At 36.2% G+C, this 18890-nt stretch carries 20 protein-coding genes; 18 read left to right on the top strand and 2 right to left on the bottom strand.

Going from position 1 to position 18890, the window contains the following annotated elements; genetic code table 11:
- Window positions 1-47 precede the first annotated feature (47 nt).
- From BCI01S_RS09845 to BCI01S_RS09835, 3 genes are read left to right on the top strand one after another with little or no spacing between them, the layout of a single operon-like run.
- On the top strand, window positions 48-962 hold the full coding sequence (locus tag BCI01S_RS09845; RefSeq protein WP_061798465.1) for an ROK family protein: 915 nt from the start codon (window positions 48-50) through the stop codon (window positions 960-962).
- The gene (yicI, locus tag BCI01S_RS09840) at window positions 949-3255 is read left to right on the top strand and encodes an alpha-xylosidase (RefSeq protein ID WP_061798463.1); all 2307 of its coding nucleotides are present in this window, start codon (window positions 949-951) and stop codon (window positions 3253-3255) included. The genes BCI01S_RS09845 and yicI overlap by 14 nt, the downstream gene beginning before the upstream one ends.
- Window positions 3256-3294: 39 nt before the next feature.
- Entirely contained in the window at window positions 3295-4758 is a 1464-nt protein-coding gene (locus BCI01S_RS09835; protein WP_061798461.1) for a glycoside hydrolase family 1 protein, read from the top strand.
- A 108-nt stretch (window positions 4759-4866) separates the two neighbouring features.
- Here BCI01S_RS09835 and BCI01S_RS09830 read toward each other — a convergent pair whose 3' ends face one another.
- Entirely contained in the window at window positions 4867-5583 is a 717-nt protein-coding gene (locus tag BCI01S_RS09830) for a M23 family metallopeptidase (protein ID WP_053215601.1), read from the bottom strand.
- Between the two features lie 67 nt (window positions 5584-5650).
- A complete protein-coding gene (locus BCI01S_RS09825) occupies window positions 5651-7036 on the bottom strand; it encodes an alkaline phosphatase (protein ID WP_061798458.1) in 1386 nt (461 codons plus the stop codon).
- Window positions 7037-7265: 229 nt separating this feature from the next.
- Here BCI01S_RS09825 and spoIIIAA point away from each other — a divergent pair, with 229 nt between their 5' ends.
- The 15 genes from spoIIIAA to BCI01S_RS09750 all read left to right on the top strand — a co-directional run bounded on the left by spoIIIAA (window position 7266) and on the right by BCI01S_RS09750 (window position 18626).
- Window positions 7266-8192 (top strand): stage III sporulation protein AA, encoded by a 927-nt coding sequence (gene spoIIIAA / locus BCI01S_RS09820; RefSeq protein ID WP_061798456.1) that lies wholly within the window; start codon window positions 7266-7268, stop codon window positions 8190-8192.
- The gene (gene spoIIIAB, locus BCI01S_RS09815) at window positions 8193-8708 is read left to right on the top strand and encodes a stage III sporulation protein SpoIIIAB (protein ID WP_047941135.1); all 516 of its coding nucleotides are present in this window, start codon (window positions 8193-8195) and stop codon (window positions 8706-8708) included.
- A gap of 17 nt (window positions 8709-8725) precedes the next feature.
- Window positions 8726-8932, top strand: a complete 207-nt coding sequence (gene spoIIIAC, locus BCI01S_RS09810) for a stage III sporulation protein AC (protein ID WP_016204918.1) — start codon at window positions 8726-8728, stop codon at window positions 8930-8932.
- An 8-nt stretch (window positions 8933-8940) separates the two neighbouring features.
- Window positions 8941-9336 carry a stage III sporulation protein AD gene (gene spoIIIAD, locus BCI01S_RS09805; protein WP_047941134.1) on the top strand — a complete coding sequence of 132 codons (396 nt, stop codon included), beginning with the start codon at window positions 8941-8943 and terminating at the stop codon, window positions 9334-9336.
- A gap of 23 nt (window positions 9337-9359) precedes the next feature.
- Window positions 9360-10601 carry a stage III sporulation protein AE gene (gene spoIIIAE, locus BCI01S_RS09800; protein WP_082810041.1) on the top strand — a complete coding sequence of 414 codons (1242 nt, stop codon included), beginning with the start codon at window positions 9360-9362 and terminating at the stop codon, window positions 10599-10601.
- Window positions 10602-10616: 15 nt separating this feature from the next.
- Complete coding sequence (gene spoIIIAF, locus BCI01S_RS09795; protein ID WP_061798454.1) at window positions 10617-11249, top strand: stage III sporulation protein AF; 633 nt, start codon at window positions 10617-10619, stop codon at window positions 11247-11249.
- Window positions 11242-11892: a stage III sporulation protein AG gene (gene spoIIIAG, locus BCI01S_RS09790; protein WP_047941131.1), complete on the top strand. Its 651-nt coding sequence runs from the start codon at window positions 11242-11244 to the stop codon at window positions 11890-11892. The genes spoIIIAF and spoIIIAG overlap by 8 nt, the downstream gene beginning before the upstream one ends.
- A 13-nt stretch (window positions 11893-11905) precedes the next feature.
- Entirely contained in the window at window positions 11906-12460 is a 555-nt protein-coding gene (locus tag BCI01S_RS09785; protein ID WP_047941130.1) for a SpoIIIAH-like family protein, read from the top strand.
- A gap of 547 nt (window positions 12461-13007) precedes the next feature.
- Window positions 13008-13481, top strand: a complete 474-nt coding sequence (gene accB, locus BCI01S_RS09780) for an acetyl-CoA carboxylase biotin carboxyl carrier protein (protein ID WP_047941129.1) — start codon at window positions 13008-13010, stop codon at window positions 13479-13481.
- A gap of 17 nt (window positions 13482-13498) precedes the next feature.
- Complete coding sequence (accC, locus tag BCI01S_RS09775; protein ID WP_047941128.1) at window positions 13499-14857, top strand: acetyl-CoA carboxylase biotin carboxylase subunit; 1359 nt, start codon at window positions 13499-13501, stop codon at window positions 14855-14857.
- Between the two features lie 15 nt (window positions 14858-14872).
- Window positions 14873-15280 carry an Asp23/Gls24 family envelope stress response protein gene (locus BCI01S_RS09770; RefSeq protein ID WP_047941127.1) on the top strand — a complete coding sequence of 136 codons (408 nt, stop codon included), beginning with the start codon at window positions 14873-14875 and terminating at the stop codon, window positions 15278-15280.
- A gap of 275 nt (window positions 15281-15555) precedes the next feature.
- Window positions 15556-15948 (top strand): transcription antitermination factor NusB, encoded by a 393-nt coding sequence (gene nusB / locus BCI01S_RS09765; RefSeq protein ID WP_047941126.1) that lies wholly within the window; start codon window positions 15556-15558, stop codon window positions 15946-15948.
- Between the two features lie 192 nt (window positions 15949-16140).
- On the top strand, window positions 16141-17487 hold the full coding sequence (xseA, locus tag BCI01S_RS09760; protein ID WP_061798452.1) for an exodeoxyribonuclease VII large subunit: 1347 nt from the start codon (window positions 16141-16143) through the stop codon (window positions 17485-17487).
- A 2-nt stretch (window positions 17488-17489) separates the two neighbouring features.
- Window positions 17490-17729, top strand: a complete 240-nt coding sequence (locus BCI01S_RS09755; RefSeq protein ID WP_061798450.1) for an exodeoxyribonuclease VII small subunit — start codon at window positions 17490-17492, stop codon at window positions 17727-17729.
- A 3-nt stretch (window positions 17730-17732) separates the two neighbouring features.
- The gene (locus BCI01S_RS09750) at window positions 17733-18626 is read left to right on the top strand and encodes a polyprenyl synthetase family protein (protein ID WP_061798448.1); all 894 of its coding nucleotides are present in this window, start codon (window positions 17733-17735) and stop codon (window positions 18624-18626) included.
- Window positions 18627-18890 lie beyond the last annotated feature (264 nt).

Here is an 18890-nt window from a genome sequence, read left to right as displayed (position 1 = left end):
TTTTTCCTATCTTTCTAATGTTTCATCCCTTTAAGGGGAGATTGGTAATGGCTGTCATAAGTTTTGATGTAGGTGGAACATATGTGAAATATGGATTGATCGAAGACTCTCACATTGTTCAAAAAGGAAAATTCAAAACAGATAAGTTTGACAAAGATAGTTTTCTATCTAGTTTGGCTGCAAAAATAGAAGAATTGAGCCTGTTAGCATCTATTAAAGGAATAGGTATAAGCTTTCCAGGGTTTATTGATACAGTAAATGGAGTTCCTATTCTTGCAGGCGCAATTACTTCTATAAATGGAGTAAATATAGTAAATGAAGTAAAGAGAAGATTAACAATGGATTGTCCAATCTATATAGAAAATGATGCGAATTGCGCCGCTATAGCAGAAAAGTATAATGGTGCAGCAATTGATAATAATGATTTTATTCTCTTAACACTTGGGACGGGAGTAGGCGGTGCGATTTACTATCAGAATCAAACAATAAAGGGTCACTCTTATCGAGCTGGTGAATTAGGTATGATGCTTACAGATTATGGGGAATATCCGAATAAAACACTTCATGAGTTAGCATCCACAAGTGCACTTATCAGCCTTTATAAAGAAAAATATAGACTTCCGCCTGAAGCGGAAATAACTGGTGAAGAAATATTTTCTCTAACAAATGATTACAAGGTAGAAGCGATAATTAGAGAGTGGAGTAAGTACGTTGCGGTAGCGATATTTAATTCTGTCGTTATTTTCAATCCCGAAAAGGTTCTAATTGGTGGCGGCATAAGTCAAAATCCTGCACTATATCCTTATATAAACGAGGCATTAAACTCGATACCTTACTGGCAAGATTTCATTATACCTGTTGAAATTTGTAGGCATTATAATGATTCGGGTTTATGGGGGGCTTATATTTTAGTAGAAAACCATTTAAAGCAAGGGGAGTGTGAAAGAAATGAAATTTCTTAACGGCGGATGGTTAGTTAAAGACGGTTTTGAAGTAAATTATGCTACACATGTGTATTCGACAAGACAATCAAAAAATATCTTAACTTTATATGCTCCTTTTTCCTATATAAATCATAAAGGGTCAACATTAGATGGCGGGATGATGACCATTGAACTATTCACTCCACATCCAGATATAATCGGTGTCAGAATGTACCATTATAAAGGAACAAAAAAACTTGAGCCGTGTTTTGTGATCAATAAAAAAGAAATTGTTCCAGATATTTCAGAATCGGAATCTGCATATTCTTTTGTTGCTGGGGATTTAAGTGCCGTTGTGACAAAGGGAGAAACCTTTACGATAACTTTTAAATATAAGGGACGAATCCTTACAGAAAGCAATCCAAGAAGTAAAGGATATATTAAAGATCCACAGGGAGATTCCCATATCAGTGAACAATTGTCTATTGGTGTAGGAGAAAACATTTATGGCTTAGGAGAACGGTTTACTAATTTTGTGAAAAACGGGCAAACAGTCGATATTTGGAATGCAGACGGAGGGACTGGTACGGAACAGGCATATAAAAATATTCCATTCTATGTAAGCAGCAATGGGTATGGTGTATTTGTGAATACTCCAGGGAAAGCCAGTTTTGAAATTGGAAGTGAAAAGGTTTCGAAGGTGCAATTTAGCGTACCTGGTGAAATGATGGAATATTATGTAATTGGGGGCGGAAATCTAAAGCAAGTATTAGAAAATTATACTGACTTGACAGGGAAACCATCAATGCCGCCCGCATGGTCCTTTGGTCTTTGGTTAAGTACTTCCTTTTTAACAGATTATGATGAAAAAACAGTTACTTCTTTTGTAGATGGAATGGCAGAGCATGATATTCCTTTAGAAGTTTTTCATTTTGATTGTTTATGGATGAAAGAATATGAATGGTGCAATTTTACTTGGGATCAAGATATCTTTCCAGAACCTGAAAAGATGTTAGCGAGGTTAAAAGCAAAAGGATTAAAAATCTGTGTTTGGATTAATCCGTATATTGGCCAAAAGTCACCTTTATTTGATGAAGGAATGGAAAAAGGCTACTTCTTAACAAAAGCTAATGGTGATATTTGGCAATGGGATAAGTGGCAAGCAGGAATGGCAATTGTGGATTTTACTAATCCTGCAGCAGTAAAGTGGTATCAGTCCCAGTTAACCTCTTTGCTTGATATGGGAGTCGACTCTTTTAAGACAGATTTTGGCGAACGTATTCCAATAGATTGCGTTTATTATGACGGATCTGATCCGGAAAGAATGCATAATTATTATGCCTATTTGTATAACGAAGTAGTTTATAACCTGTTAGTAGAGGTGCGCGGCAAAGAAGAAGCCGTAGTCTTTGCCAGGTCTGCATCCGTTGGTTCGCAAAAGTTTCCAGTACATTGGGGTGGGGATAGTACTTCTGATTATCCATCAATGGCTGAAACACTTCGGGCAGGGTTATCTTTTGGCCTTGGCGGTTTTGGTTATTGGAGTCATGATATCTCAGGATTTGAGGCAGGAGCAACGCCAGATATTTATAAAAGATGGACGCAGTTTGGCCTATTATCTTCCCATAGCCGCTATCACGGAAGCTGGGAGTATAAAGTGCCTTGGATGTATGGAGAAGAGGCAGTGGAGGTTACACGCACCTTTACAAAATTGAAACTGAGTTTAATGCCATATTTAATTGCTCAATCTGTATATACTGCAGAAAAAGGGATACCTATGATGAGACCAATGGTTTTAGAGTTCCCACATGATATTTCTACTCATACTTTAGATCGTCAATACATGCTCGGAGAAAATCTATTAGTAGCACCAATTTTTAGAGAAGACGGCAAAGTTAATTTTTATGTACCAGAGACAAAAGGAGTTTGGACCAATTATTTAACAGGAGAATTATATGAGGGTGGTCATTGGTATGAGCAATCGTATGATTATTTTACGCTGCCGTTATTGGTCCGCCCAAATAGCATTATTATCGAAGGAAGCTGCAGGGAACAAGCAGTATATGATTATACGGAAAAGCCGAAGATTCACGTATTTGATTTACATGAAAACCAACTCCTTTCAGCTGCGATATATAGCAAAGATGGAGAAAAACAAGCGAATGTCATGTTATCGAAAAAGCACGGGCAGTATGAAATAGAGGTTACTGGCATAAATAAATATGAAATTATTTTACATGGAGTAACGGATATTCCTCCAGCTCCAGAAGTGAAAGTAGAGAATAATTCCACCCGGATTGTTTCATCCAAACAAAAATGGACACTTGGCTAAACGAGTAGAAGGGTTAAGGAAAAGGAAGGGACAGAAGTTATGTACCATAAACAACTAGATGACTTTCCAGCCGATTTTCTATGGGGTGCTGCATCAGCTGCGTACCAAATTGAAGGTGCTTGGAATGTTGATGGGAAAGGGCCTTCTATCTGGGATACTTTCTCCAAAATAAAAGGAAAAACATATGAAGGAACAACTGGAGATGTAGCCGTCGATCATTATCATTTATATAAGGATGATGTGAGATTGATGGCAGAAATGGGTTTAAGGGCATATCGCTTTAGCGTTTCTTGGAGCAGAGTAATTCCAGATGGTGACGGTCGTGTGAATGAAGCAGGCTTATTATTTTATGAAAGATTAGTAGATGAGTTATTGGCTAATAAAATTGAGCCGGTTATCACTCTTTATCACTGGGATTTACCACAATCATTACAGGATCGCTTTAATGGCTGGGAGTCTCGAGAAACAATTAAAGCTTTTAAAAAATATTGTGAAGTGTTATATCGTAGATTGGGAAAAAAGGTTACTTATTGGGTATCCATGAATGAACAAAATGTTTTCACCACACTTGGTTACCGATGGGCCATACATCCACCTGGAGTTACCGATTTAAAAAGAATGTATGAAGCCAATCATATTATTAATCTTGCAAATGCGGAAGCAATTAAGTTATTTCATGAATTAGTGCCGAATGGAAAGATCGGACCAAGTTTTGGATATGGACCGATGTACCCTTTAAATGCAGATCCAGCTAATGTATTGGCAGCAGAAAATGGCGAGTCCTTTAACAATGATTGGTGGCTAGATGTATATTGTAAAGGGACTTATCCAAGGTTTGTGAGGAAACAACTAGCGAGACTTGGAATTGCTCCCACGGTTTTGGAAGAAGATGAAATTTTATTAAAATCTGCTAAACCAGACTTTTTAGGTATTAATTATTACCATGGTGGCACAGCACAGCAGAATCGATTGGAGCTTTCTGACAAGGATTGTGAAAAAGAATTTTTAGGAACTGATCCATATTTAATGCAGCCTAAAAGCGGTCAAGCAGTTACTCCAGAGATTCCGATGTTTAATGCAGTCGAAAATCCATATTTGCAAAAGACAGATTGGGGATGGGAAATAGATCCAATTGGTTTTCGAATAGCATTAAGAAGAGTTCAAGCAAGATATGATTTACCAATTTTTATTACAGAAAATGGCTTAGGTGCTATTGATACAATTGCTGAGAATGGACAAATAAAGGATTATTACCGTATTGATTATTTAAAGAATCATATATTAGAAATGAAAAAAGCAATAACAGATGGAGTGGACATTATCGGATATTGCGCATGGTCTTTTACTGATCTGTTAAGTTGGTTGAATGGATATAAAAAACGTTACGGTTTTGTTTATGTAAATAGAACGGAGCATGAAGAAAAGGATTTAAGAAGGATACCGAAAGAAAGCTATTATTGGTATAAACAGCTTATTTTAGAAAATGGTGTGTCGATTAAATAGCGGAAAGCAACACCCTGTTTCAAAGAAGTTAATAAATAAACCCAACTCAGTCTTTTATTTCCAAAAAATAAGAGTTTGTCTACAATCTAAGAGTAGGATAAATATAATTTATCCTACTCTTAGTTTTTGGCCAGGGTAAATTTTGTCTACATTTTTCAATTGATTCCATTCCTTTATTTTTCCTGCACTTGTATGAAAATTTTTTGCTATTCGGCTGACTGTATCTCCTTTTTTGACCACATAATAGACAGCCTTTTGGGAAGGTATTTTGATTTTTTGTCCGACTTTGATGATATCTTGGTTTTCTATCTGGTTAAAAGCACGTAGAACTTTAATCGTTGTCTTATATTTTCTGCTAATTTGATACAGGGTATCCCCTTTTTTCACAATATATTCTGTATTATGTGAAGGGATTGTATTAGAATCTAATTCAAAATATGGTAATGGATTAACTGCGTTAGATTTATTGATATTCCAACGACCAATGTGTAATTCAAAGTGCAAATGCTGACCTGTTGATTCTCCTGTACTTCCCATAATGCCAATAACTTGTCCTTTTTTTACATAATCGCCAACCTTCACTTTTCGAGATCCTCTTTTCAAATGCGCATACACTGTTTCATATTCTTGTCCAGATATTTTATGAAGAATCATAATGCATTCTCCGTAACTTGCCGAGTAATAGGATCTGCTGACAATCCCGTCAGCACAAGCTTTAATTGCATTGATGCCATTGTGGGCAAAATCTATCCCAAAGTGCATGTTTTTACCAGTTGCACGAAATTCGTTTGATATATATGTCACGGAAGTTGGTTTAGAAAACATATCATATCACCTCATGATAGCATATGACGAAGTGGTTATAATTGGTTGGACTTTCCCTTTTTATTTCTTAGAAGGCATATCCCATAATCTCAGCAATTTTTCTGGGGATACCGGTGTTATCTAAAACACCATGAAATTCTTCTGCTCCTGTCCCAACTGCAAATACAACAATCATATTGCTTGTATGGCCGCCTGTTGAACTAAGCTGCTGGGTGAGTGGATGTACTATGCCTGCATGATAATGGTTCGCGATAATAGTGCCAATTTTCCAGTCCATTTGTTGTTCTCGATATACTTGTCCGTTATTTACTTTCGGATTTATTTGCAGCTGAAGCAGCTCATCTTTCCTGAGGTCTATTCCAGCATAGTCTTTAAAAACTTTCTTTATGCTTTTTGTCGTATAGCCATTTTTTGTTTTTTTCTTTATTAATTGCTGAGCCATATAATGAGGGGACGCTGAAACCTTTTTTAAACCACTAATATCTAACGCTTCTGTAGCAGATATGCCCATTGTTTCGTGATCTGCTGCAACAACAACCAATGTATCGTTTCTTTTATTCGCCCATTCCACACAGTACTTAACCACTTCATCAAATGCAACTGTTTCTTTCCATATACCAGTTATATCAGAAGCATGAGAGGCGTGATCTATTCGACCTCCTTCAATCATTGCAAAAAATCCTTTTTGTTCACTTGATAGCACGTCTAATGCCTTTTTCGTCATTTCTTCCAATGTTGGTTCAGTTGTTTTGATATGACTTCTATCAAGGTGAAAATTCAAATGAGCATCACCGAATAATCCAAGCCATTTTTGGGCATTCGTTTTTTCTAATTCCTCAGCGGTTGTTAGAAAATCATATCCAGCTTTTTTATAAGCACCGATAAGATCAATTCCTCGTTTATCCTTATGCGTAAAGTACTTTTTGCCTCCTCCCATGATAATATCCACCTTATTATTCAATTGTTGTTTAGCAATTTCCTCCTGGTCTGCCCATCTATTATTGACGCTTGCGGTAAAGCTGGCAGGTGTTGCATCTGTAACAGAATTTGTCGTGATGATGGCCGTTTTTTTACCATCCTTTTTAAATTTGTCTAAAATACTATCTACATTTTTTCCTTCTGGTGTAATACCTATCATTCCATTATTTGTTTTCCTTCCTATTGCAAGGGCTGTTCCTCCAGCAGCAGAGTCTGTTACCCGATTATTGCTAGATGAAGTATGAACTATGGAAGTATAGGGAAGTGTTTCTAGAAAAAGTCTTCCATTTACTCCATGTTCAAATAATCGAGCAATCTCCATTTGTCCAATGCCCATACCATCACCGATGAGTAAAATAACATTTTTTGGTTTTTTCTGTTGTTCCTTGCTAAAAGCAGGCTTTTCTACCATTGTTTGCATGGAAAGAAAGAACCCTAAACTAATGGAAAGAAAGGCGATAAGTAGTCTTTTCAAGTCTTTTCCCCTCCTTTATTTTTTGCTTTTAATCCTATATAGCATTTGAAAAAAAACTAATTTTTAACCACTTGTAACTAAATGTCGCTTTTTTTTCTGAAAAAAAACTGAATTAATGAAGAGATGACATAAAAAAAGAAGACAAGCATACATTTTAATAAGTCATCCTATATATGTCATTACAAAGCAGCCAATTTAAACTAGGAAATTTCATTAAGGAGGAACTATTGTGAATACTATCTATTCTTTTTTGCCTAAAGCAATCGAAAATCATATTCTCACAATCCCTCCATCAGAAAGATTAGGGATGGAAGAGATTCGAGTTCGCATAGGTAGACCTTTAGAAGTATTTATAAATGGACGTTCTATCTTTTTTCCATTTATTGTTTCGAAAGAAGATGGGAACCAATTATTGAATAAAATCAGTCAGTATTCGGTCTATACAATGGAAGAAGAATTGAAAAGAGGATATATCACTATTCAAGGTGGACATCGGATTGGACTAGCAGGCAAGGTCATTTTACAAGATAGCAAAGTTAAGGCAATAAGGGATGTAGCATCTTTTAATATTCGAATTGCAAAGGAGCAAATTGGCATTGCTAACCCATTTATTCCTTATTTATATGATAAAGGGAAATGGCGTCATACGATGATTATTGGCCCTCCACAGACCGGGAAAACGACTTTATTGAGGGATATTGCTAGATTAATTTCTTCTGAAGCGGAAAATTCTTTGTTAAAACCAGCTAAAGTAGGAATTGTGGATGAGCGGTCTGAAATTGCCGGATGCTTGGATGGTATTCCACAAATGACATTTGGTCCTCGTGTAGATGTACTGGATGCTTGTCCAAAAGCAGAAGGAATGATGATGATGATTCGCTCCATGAGTCCAGACGTCCTCATAGTGGATGAGGTTGGTCGGAAAGAGGATGAAGAAGCAATACTAGAAGCAGTGAATGCAGGTATTCAATTAATAATGACTACACATGGTTCAAGCTTGGAAGAAGTAAAAAAACGACCAATGCTTTCTAGCATGATAAAAATGGGCATATTCGAACGTTATATTGAATTAAATAGAAGGAAAGGTCCTGGGACTGTGACAGCGATAAAAAATGGACAAGGCCAGTTATTGATGGATGAAATGAAGGTGGAATAAATGATTAAAATAATTGGTGCAATCTTGATCCTTGCTTCTACAAGCTGGGGTGGAATGGAATTTTCCAAGCTATTAAGTCAAAGACCAAAGCAAATTCGCGCTTTAAAATCTGCTCTGCAATCTTTAGAGGCGGAGATTATGTATGGACATACCCCCTTGCATGAAGCGAGTAGACGATTAGCTGAACAATTAAGTGAACCATTACGTTCCTTTTTTGCGAGCTTTGCAGAACGCCTGCTTAAAGAGGATACAACAGTGAAAGAGGCATGGACAGCCTCTTTGCATGAGATTTGGAAAAAAACAGCGATGAAGGATTCAGAATTAGAAATTATGAAACAATTTGGAGAAACATTAGGAAGACATGATCGTTTTTCCCAGCAGAAGCAGATTATGTTAACACTTACCCATCTGGAAAGAGAAGAAGAGGAAGCAAGGGAAATACAAGGGAAATATGAAAAAATGATAAGGAGCTTAGGATTTCTTTCGGGTCTGCTGATTGTCATTTTATTGATGTAGTTTAGGAGGAGACTTTTATGGGTTTAGAGGTCGATATTATATTCAAAATCGCTGGTGTTGGAATCGTTGTTGCTTTTTTACACACAATCCTCGACCAAGTCGGCAAAAAAGAATATGCACAGTGGGTTACATTATTTGGATTTATTTACATTCTATTTATGGTAGCGAATATTGTAAATGACTTATTCCAGAAAATCAAAGCAGTATTTTTATTCCAAGGGTAAAGGAGGATATCATCATTGAAATTCTTCAAATAGTTGGAATTGCACTTGTTTCCACATTTTTAGCACTCGTTGTAAAAGAACAAAAGCCAAATATCGCCTTTTTATTAGTTGTTTTTGTCGGCTGTGCCATCTTTCTTTTTCTTGTAGACCAAATAGCTGCAATCATCCAAATGGTGGAAAGAATCGCATTGAATGCAAAAGTAAATACCGTTTATGTCGAAACGATTCTAAAAATAATTGGTATTGCCTATATTGCAGAATTTGCTGTGCAAATTACAAAAGATGCGGGACAAGGATCGATCGCATCCAAGATTGAACTAGCAGGGAAGATATTAATATTGGCAATGGCTGTTCCGATCTTAACCGTCTTAGTTGAAACTATTTTAAATATGATTCCCAATTAACTTAGGAAACCGCTTATTTCGAGGTGAAAAAATTGAAAACAAAGCTGAAAGTCGTCCTACTCGTTATGGCAGCTCTCTTTTTTCTATATCAACCGATTGTACAAGCCTCACCTCACGAATCACCAGACTCTCAAGAAGCAGAAACAGCAGAAGAAATAAAGGAAGAAGGAATGGATCCGACAAAATTAGTTGAATCTCAACTAGAATCTCTGGATCTCAATGAATTAACAACTTTTTGGGATTCCATTAAAACAGAGTATGGTGGTTTTCTCCCAGAAAGTCAAAAAGGCAGTCTATATGATTTTATGACAGGGAATAAAAGCTTTGATTTACAAGGGTTCTTTCATGGAATGCTTCAATTTGCTTTCCACGAGATTATTGTAAATGGAAAATTATTAGGTTCGTTAATTCTACTGACTATTTTTAGTGTCATGCTTCAAATGCTTCAGAATTCATTTGAGAAAAGCTCCATCAGTAAGGTGGCATATGCGATTGTCTTTATGGTTTTAATTATTCTGGCATTAAATAGCTTCCATGTCGCTATTACTTATGCCAGTGATGCTATTTCGAATATGACCCATTTTATATTAGCCTTTGTCCCGCTATTGCTGGCGCTTATGGCAGCCTCTGGCGGTGCCATATCTGCTGCATTCTTCCATCCGGTTATATTATTTTTGATGAATACAAGCGGTATGTTAATTGAATATATTGTGCTGCCTCTATTATTCTTATCAACGCTGCTTCATGTTGTCAGCAGTTTGTCCGAACAATATAAAGTTACTCAGCTAGCTAATTTGCTGCGTAATATTAGTATTGGGATTCTAGGGATTTTCTTAACTATCTTCCTAGGAGTAATTTCTGTGCAAGGAGCATCTTCTGCAATCACGGATGGAATTACAATCAAAACAGCTAAGTTTGTAACTGGTAATTTCATCCCGGTGATTGGACGAATGTTTACCGATGCAACAGATACAGTCATTAATGCTTCGTTATTATTAAAAAACACGGTTGGAATCGCAGGAGTAGTTATTCTCCTTCTTCTCGTAGCTTTTCCAGCCATAAAAATTTTAATGATTTCTTTTATCTATAAATTTGCAGCAGCGATTCTACAGCCAATTGGCGGCGGGCCTGTTATTAAATGTTTGGATGTTATTAGTAAAAGTGTCATTTATGTCTTTGCGGCACTTGCGATTGTATCCCTGATGTTTTTTCTAAGCATTACAGTGATCATTGTTGCTAGTAATCTAACGATGATGGTTAGGTAAAAAGGGGGCGAAAGAATGAATTTTATTACAGAATGGGTTACAAATATTATTCTATTTATTTTGTTAGCAACGGTCGTAGATATGCTACTGCCTAACTCTACCTTTCAGAAATATGCAAAGATGGTCGCAGGCCTGCTCTTAATAACCGTCATTTTAACACCTGTATTTAAGCTGATATCCAGTGACTTTGAAGCAGTGTTTTCAGCTAGTGCCATGGGTGAACCTGAACAAAAAAATATGAATAATTCCATTGAATTAAAAAAAAGAGAAATACAAGCCTCACTTGATGAATATACATTAAATAAAATGGCTGTCCAATTAAAAGAGGATGCAAATGAGGAGTTGATAGCAAATTACGGAATGGAGATTAATTCAATTCAATTATCAATTGACAAAGAAAAAGAGGGTGGCTTTCCTGCAAATCTAACTGAAATGGTTATTCATATGAAGGAAAGCCAGGATCCCAATAATGTTGTGGAAGCTGTAAACCCTGTTCGAATTGATACACAGCAACCTCTTCTTGATAAAAAGGAAACAAAGCAAATGGACACAGAAAGTATTATTTCCTTTCTTTCTGAAAAGTGGGAAGTGCGAAATGATGCAATTGTAATTATGTACGAAGGAGGGGAGGAGGGGAAAAATGGATAAAAAGGACAAAGGGCCATTAAGCTGGTTGAAAAATGTTCTGTCAAGCGACGGAAACGAAAAAAAACAGGGGAAAACCACTTATATTGTCATCGTTGTATTATTTGGAGCAGCCATTATGCTGTTAAGCAATATGTTCTTTAAAGACAATAAAGCTCAAGAAGTCGCTGCTTATAATAATGAAGCATCTTCTGAAGAGGCGGAAGAGACATTTGGGCAAAAAGCCAATAGTAGTAATTTAACCATTGCTGATTATGAAGAACAATATAAAAAAGAAATTAAAGAAGCCATATCAGCGATAGCAGGGGTTAAAGACGCTATTGTCTATGTAAATATAGAAGGATCAGAAAAGAAAGTATATGAAAAAAACCAATCCCAAACGATCCAGAAAACAGAAGAAAAGGATACTCAGGGAGGGAATCGAAATGTGGAAGAAACATCGAATGAAGAAACAGTTGTATTAGTACCGAATGGGGATAAACAAGTTCCGCTTGTAGTGGAGACGATGAAACCTAAAATTGCAGGAGTTCTCGTTGTTGCAAAAGGAGCTGGAGATATAAAAGTAAAAACGATGATTGTAGAAGCAGTTACTCGGGCGCTGGATGTTCCTAGTCATAGAGTTTCTGTACAACCTAAACAAAACTAAGGGGGAAGAATAGATGTTATTAAAAAAGCAAACGGTATGGTTGTTAACAATGTTAAGCTTGGTAGTGGTGTTATCGGTATACTATATTACTTCACCGGAATCCCGTGTAAATGAATTTGCAGCAACAGAGGATAATAATAAAGGAAAAAGCAATGATGCAGAAGAAGCAGCGAAAGATAGCAAAGGAGAAAGCACGGTTACTACTACTGATTCTGAAGCAGTATTTGAACAAATGCGCCTAGATCTAATGGAACAACGTGACAAAATGAAAGAAGAGTTAGTAACTATTCAAGGATCTAAAGATAAAACTGCAGAAGAAAAAAATGAAGCAACTGAAAAAATCAACGAACTACAAGAAATGACAGATAATGAAAAGATAATGGAAAGCCTTATTAAAGCAGAAAACTATGAAGATGTACTTGTTCAGACTGCTGATGATGGCACAGTAAAAGTAACAGTGAAAGCAGAAGAACTTTCTGCAGATGCTGCCAATGAAATCGTTCAGCTAGTCCGCAAAAATATGGATGCACCAAATGCAAATGTTGCGGTAAAAATTGATCCGAAATAAATAGAGCTGTGAAGCAGCAAGGACAAGAAGAGGGGAAAAGCGAATAGTACGTTTAAAACTGTAGATCACTGCTAGAAAGTGACTACAGTTTTTTAAATAACTAAAAGCAGCAGGAAGAAGAATACAACTATTTCCTCTAACATAATCTTATCACTATTGAAGAGTAAATTCGGTAAAGCGTACGAAGAGCAGCAGCCTCGTTAAAGGAATAAGCATGGAATTTTAAAATAATGGTTATTAGAGAAAAACTTCTGCTATTCATTCCTCCTCACGATAATTAATTTTTGCTCTTTTTAAAGTAAATATAATAGTAAGCGATTTCGGATTAATTGGTCAGCTTTGATTAGTTATTTTATAAAGATAGTGGTATGATAAGTAGGGAGAAAGAGAGATGATTTCCTACAGATTTAACTTTCTGAGAAAAATATGGAAAAAGATTTAGTAGCAAAAAAGTCATGTTTTAAAGATGCTTATTGAATTATCATAAGGTCTTATCGTATGATATTAGTATCTAGTCCTAATAGAATGTTTTAAGGGGTGCAATTATATGTTAAAGATTTCAGAAATTAAAGAACTAATAAAATTAATAGATGAATCGACTATTAGCAATTTTTTATATGAACAAGATGGCGTGAAAGTTGAAATTAAAAAGAACATGGTGGAAATAGCAGCACAAGCTCCAGTTGTGACAAAAACATTTCAACCAGAAGAAGTAAAAGCAACAAAAGAAGTAGCAGTGGAAAGTGTAGTTGCAGACACACCTGCAAAATCAAGTGATGATAACTTACATAAAATAACTTCTCCAATGGTAGGAACTTTTTATCAATCAGCCTCTCCAGACTCTCCTGCATTTGTAAAAGTGGGGGATAAGGTTACAAAGGATTCTGTTGTTTGTATCGTAGAAGCGATGAAATTATTTAACGAAATTACAGCAGAAGTAGATGGCGAAATTGTAGAAATCCTTGTAAAAGATGGAGAACTTGTTGAGTACGGGGAACCATTATTCCTAGTAAAGGCGTAACAAAGAGGGGTTAATCCATGATAAAAAAACTATTAATCGCAAATAGAGGAGAAATAGCTGTTCGTATCATCAGAGCTTGTCGTGAGCTGGATATTCAAACGGTAGCTATATACTCAGAAGCTGATCGTGAGGCTTTACATGTCCAAATTGCAGATGAAGCATATTGTGTTGGACCGAAAGCTTCAAAAGACAGTTATTTAAACTTTACAAACATAATTAGTGTAGCAACTTTAACAGGATGTGATGCTATCCATCCTGGATATGGTTTTTTAGCAGAGAATGCTGATTTTGCGGAACTTTGCAGAGATTGCAAAATCACGTTTGTAGGACCTAGTCCAGAGGCTATTAATAAAATGGGGACAAAAGATGTTGCAAGAGAAACAATGCGACAGGCTGGTGTGCCAATCGTACCTGGTTCCCAAGGCATTATTAAAGATGTAGAAGAGGGAATGGAACTTGCAAAAGAAATAGGATATCCAGTAATTATTAAAGCTACAGCTGGTGGCGGCGGTAAAGGTATCCGTGTAGCCAAAACGGAAGAAGAGTTGATTAAGGGGATTAACATTACCCAGCAAGAAGCATTAACGGCATTTGGTAATGCAGGTGTTTATTTAGAAAAATATATCGAGGACTTCCGCCATGTAGAGGTACAAGTGCTTGCTGATAATTATGGGAATGTCATTCACTTAGGCGAAAGAGATTGCTCGATTCAGCGAAGATTACAAAAGCTGTTGGAAGAAACACCATCTCCAGTATTAACCGAAGAAATGCGGGCGAAAATGGGAGATGCTGCTGTAAAAGCTGCAGCTGCAGTAAATTATACAGGTGCAGGAACTGTTGAATTTATCTTTGATTATCAGAATCAAGCATTTTACTTCATGGAAATGAATACGCGTATTCAAGTAGAACACCCAGTAACAGAAATGGTAACAGGTATTGATTTAATTAAAGAACAAATACTAGTTGCATCAGGTAAACCTCTTGAACATAATCAAAAGGATGTTACATTTACTGGCTGGGCAATTGAATGCCGTATCAATGCAGAAAATCCTGCGAAAAATTTCATGCCTTCACCAGGGAAAATTAAGATGTATTTACCGCCAGGTGGTTTAGGAGTACGTATTGATTCAGCTGCTTATCCTGGTTACACGATCCCACCGTACTATGATAGTATGATTGCGAAAGTGATTGCCTATGGATCTACTAGACAAGAAGCTATTTCCCGCATGAAACGAGCACTGAGTGAATTTGTAATCGAAGGTGTCGATACTACGATTCCGTTTCACTTAAATCTCCTTAATCATGAAAAGTTTGTGGCAGGCAACTTCAACACAAAGTTTTTAGAAATGTATGATTTAATGAAATCAGAAGATTAAAAGGAGGAATAGGTAATGAGCGAAACAACAAGTTTAGAAATGAACCAAGAGTATACTGGTCTAGGAAAAGTAGAAATTGCTCCTGAAGTAATTGAGGTTATCGCAAGTATTGCTGCTTCTGAAGTAGAAGGTGTAGCTCAAATGAGAAGCAATTTTGCAACTGGCGTTGTGGAAAAGTTCGGAAAAAAGCTCCATAACAAAGGGATAAAAGTCGACCTCAGTGAAGAAGGAATAAAAGTAGAAGTATTTTGCGTAATGAATTTTGGTGTATCTATTCCGCATGTTGCTCAGCAGATTCAAGATAATATTCGTCAAACATTAATCAATATGACTGGGTTGGAAACAGAGGAAGTAAATATTCATATTGTTGGTGTTCAGTTCGAAACAGCAAAACAAGAACCTGAATTACAGCAAGAAATGTAAGGAATAATACTCCCTAAAAATTAGCATAGAATTACTTTAAATAACAAAGGCTGAACAGGAAAGAATAAAATAGAAACTAATAGGTCTTCCTCTTAGTTTCTATAAGTTTTTTCTATGGACAGCCTTTGTTTTTGTGAGAATGACCAGAATAGTAAACTAATTATAGGTTTTTTTCTCGTAAGATAGAGTTTTGTTTTTATTTATGCTATTATTCATGTAGCATAGATAAATAGGTTGTCTTAAACCTATGGAAGGATTTTAAAGGAGCTTAAATAATGAAGAGAAGAACTGCCAGAGAAAAGGCCTTACAGGCACTATTTCAAATTGATATTAGTGATATAGACAAAGAAACAGCAATAGAGCATGTATTAGAAGGAGAAAAATCTGATCCCTACCTTACAAAATTAGTGGATGGGGTATTAAATAATCAAGTTTCTATTGATGAAACCATAAAGCAATATTTAGAAAATTGGACGCTAGAAAGAATTGCAAATGTAGACCGAAACATTCTACGTCTAGCCACATATGAAATGATTTATGGACAAGCAGATGATGTACCTGTAAATGTTGCGATTGATGAAGCAGTGGAGATTGCCAAACTTTATGGTGATGATCAATCTGGTAGATTTGTTAATGGATTATTATCTAAGATAAAAGAAAATCAGTAATATTAAGAGAAACGTTGGTTTGATGAAAAAAGCTGATTAGTGGACAATGTAAATCTTTTATGCAATATCGGCAAATAAGATTTGTTATCATCCTAAATTGTTTCCTTCTATAACCTATAAACATGAATGATTAAGGGATGTGGTGTATGATACTACACCCCTTTTTCCATCCTGTATAAGGAGTTTTTATAAATGGAATCACGGTATTTAACAGTACATGCTTTGACGAAATACATAAAAAGAAAATTTGATGCAGATCCTCATTTACAGCAAGTCATGGTAAAAGGGGAAATATCCAATTTTAAGCAGCATTCAAGTGGGCATATGTATTTCACCTTAAAAGATGAAAAAGCCAGAATTTTAGCAGTTATGTTTGCCCGGAATAATCAGCAAATGAAGTTTACGCCTGAAAATGGGATGAAGGTGCTGATTAAAGCAAGTATTACCGTATACGAATCAAGCGGTCAATATCAAATGTATGTGGTTGATATGCAGCCAGATGGAATTGGTCAGCTCTATCTAGCTTATGAGCAGTTGAAAGCTAAATTGGAACAAGAAGGATTGTTTCTTGCAGACCATAAACAGACAATTCCTAAATATCCGAAAACAATTGGTGTTATTACCTCACCGACTGGCGCTGCAATTAGAGACATTATTACAACCATTAAAAGACGCTATCCGATTGCTAACATCCAGATTTACCCCGCGTTTGTACAAGGTGAAACAGCGGCTCCTTCTATTGTAAAGGCGATTCAACAGGCGAATGAACAGGAGTCTCCTGCAATTGATGTCCTCATAGTAGGCAGGGGTGGCGGTTCCATTGAAGAATTATGGGCTTTTAACGAAGAAATCGTTGCTAGAGCCATTTACACTTCCAGAATTCCCATTATTTCTGCTGTCGGTCATGAGACAGACTTTACCATTGCAGATTTTGTTGCAGATATGCGGGCACCGACACCAACTGGTGCAGCAGAGCTCGCTGTTCCTCATATCGATGAGCTGGTGGAAAGGATTTTGTCTAGACAAAGCCGTTTAATAAGAGGGATAAAAGAAAAAGTAGAATTGCAAAAGTTACGTTTAAATAGAATTAAACGTTCCTATGCTTTTCGTTATCCTAAAGTTTTATACGATCAAAAAATGGAGCAATTAGACAAACAGACAGAATTATTAATACGTAATGTTCAAAGAGTTTTTGAGCAAAAGAATAATCAGCATCAATTAATAAAAAAGCAGCTAGTAAGGAATCACCCGCATCAATATGTGATGAAGGCCCAACAAGATTTGGCTAATTTACAAAAAAACATGATTCGTAATACGGAGCTTATTCTTCAAGCAAAAAAGCAGTCTTTTCTTTCGACAATAGGAAAGATGGATGCATTAAGTCCGTTGAAAATAATGGAAAGAGGCTACAATGTAGCATATGATCAAAATGGGAAATTAATAGCTAGTATAAAGCAAGTTAAGCCTAAGGAGCATATTGAATTAAACTTGGCTGATGGTACGGTAGAGGCAGAAATTATGGAGATAAAGGAGAGATAGACATGGCAACTAATCGAGAAAATAAGCCAACCTTTGAAGAAGCTATGGAAGAATTAGAACGAATCGTTGAAAAACTAGAAGAAGGAGATGTTCCATTAGAAGAGGCTATCAACACGTATAAAAAAGGAATGGAGCTTTCTAAATACTGTCATGAAAAATTAAAAAGTGTCGAAGAACAATTAGCAGAAGTAGTGCTAGAAAACGGCAAAAAACAACCTTTTTCCATCGCTGAGGAGGAATAACACTTGAATAAAATTTCTTTGTCAGCATTTACAAAAAACTATAAAGAAGTACTGGAAAAAGAACTAAAGAAAAATGTCGAAAAGCTTAATGCTCCTTCCAGTTTAAAAGATTCTATGCTCTATTCCCTAAATGCAGGGGGGAAGAGAATCCGGCCGCTGCTTTTATTTGCTACCCTGCAAGCATTTGGAAAAGATCCACTTGAAGGTTTGCTTCCAGCAGCTGCCATTGAAATGATTCATACGTATTCTTTGATTCATGATGATTTACCAAGTATGGATGATGATGACCTGCGAAGAGGCTTACCGACGAATCATAAAGTTTACGGAGAAGCGACAGCTATTCTAGCAGGAGATGCACTTCTTACATATAGTTTTCAAATGATGACATATATGACAAAACAAAATATTCCATCTGAAAAGATTCTTACTAGTATTGGCTTTTTAGCAAAAGCAGCTGGAGCAGAAGGGATGGTAGGTGGACAAATTGCCGATATTGAAGGGGAAAGCAAGACGTTAAATCAAAAAGATCTTGAACATATACATCTACATAAAACAGGAAAGCTAATAGAAGTAAGTATTTTAATTGGCGCAATATTAGCAGATGCTGCTGACGCGGAGTTAGAAACATTAAAACGTTTTGCTTATCATCTAGGCTTAGCCTTCCAAATTAGAGATGACATTCTCGATTTAGAAGGGGATGAAGAAGTGATTGGAAAGCCAATTGGCAGCGATATGGATAACCACAAAAGCACCTATCCGAAAATATTAACTATGGATGGAGCAAAAAGAGAATTGGATTTGCATATTAAACAGGCTAAAGGTCTTCTAGCCGGTTTAAATTTTGATCGCTTTCTATTAGAAGAAATTACAGATTTAATTGCCTATAGAAATAATTAAAATATCCTCTTTAAACGGTTTAAAAGCTTTTTATAGATGGTATATAATAAAACTAAGCGAAATATATATAAGGGAAATTTAGAATAACGAATAACACATATCAGGGTGTCTCAATATTTGACATCACTAGAGCTTTTTCAAAAGATAAATTTGTAAAATGCGCTAGTGATGCTCCGCTTTGAGGCATCCTTCTTTTAAGCACGGAAAGTCTTCTGTGTGCTAACTATGTAGAATTACTACTATTATCAGTGAAGGAATGGTATA

Origin of the sequence: Niallia circulans NBRC 13626 (assembly GCF_001591585.1) — a bacterium.
Classification (GTDB): Bacteria; Bacillota; Bacilli; order Bacillales; family Cytobacillaceae; genus Niallia; species Niallia circulans.
This window is presented reverse-complemented; position numbering and strand designations above follow the sequence as displayed.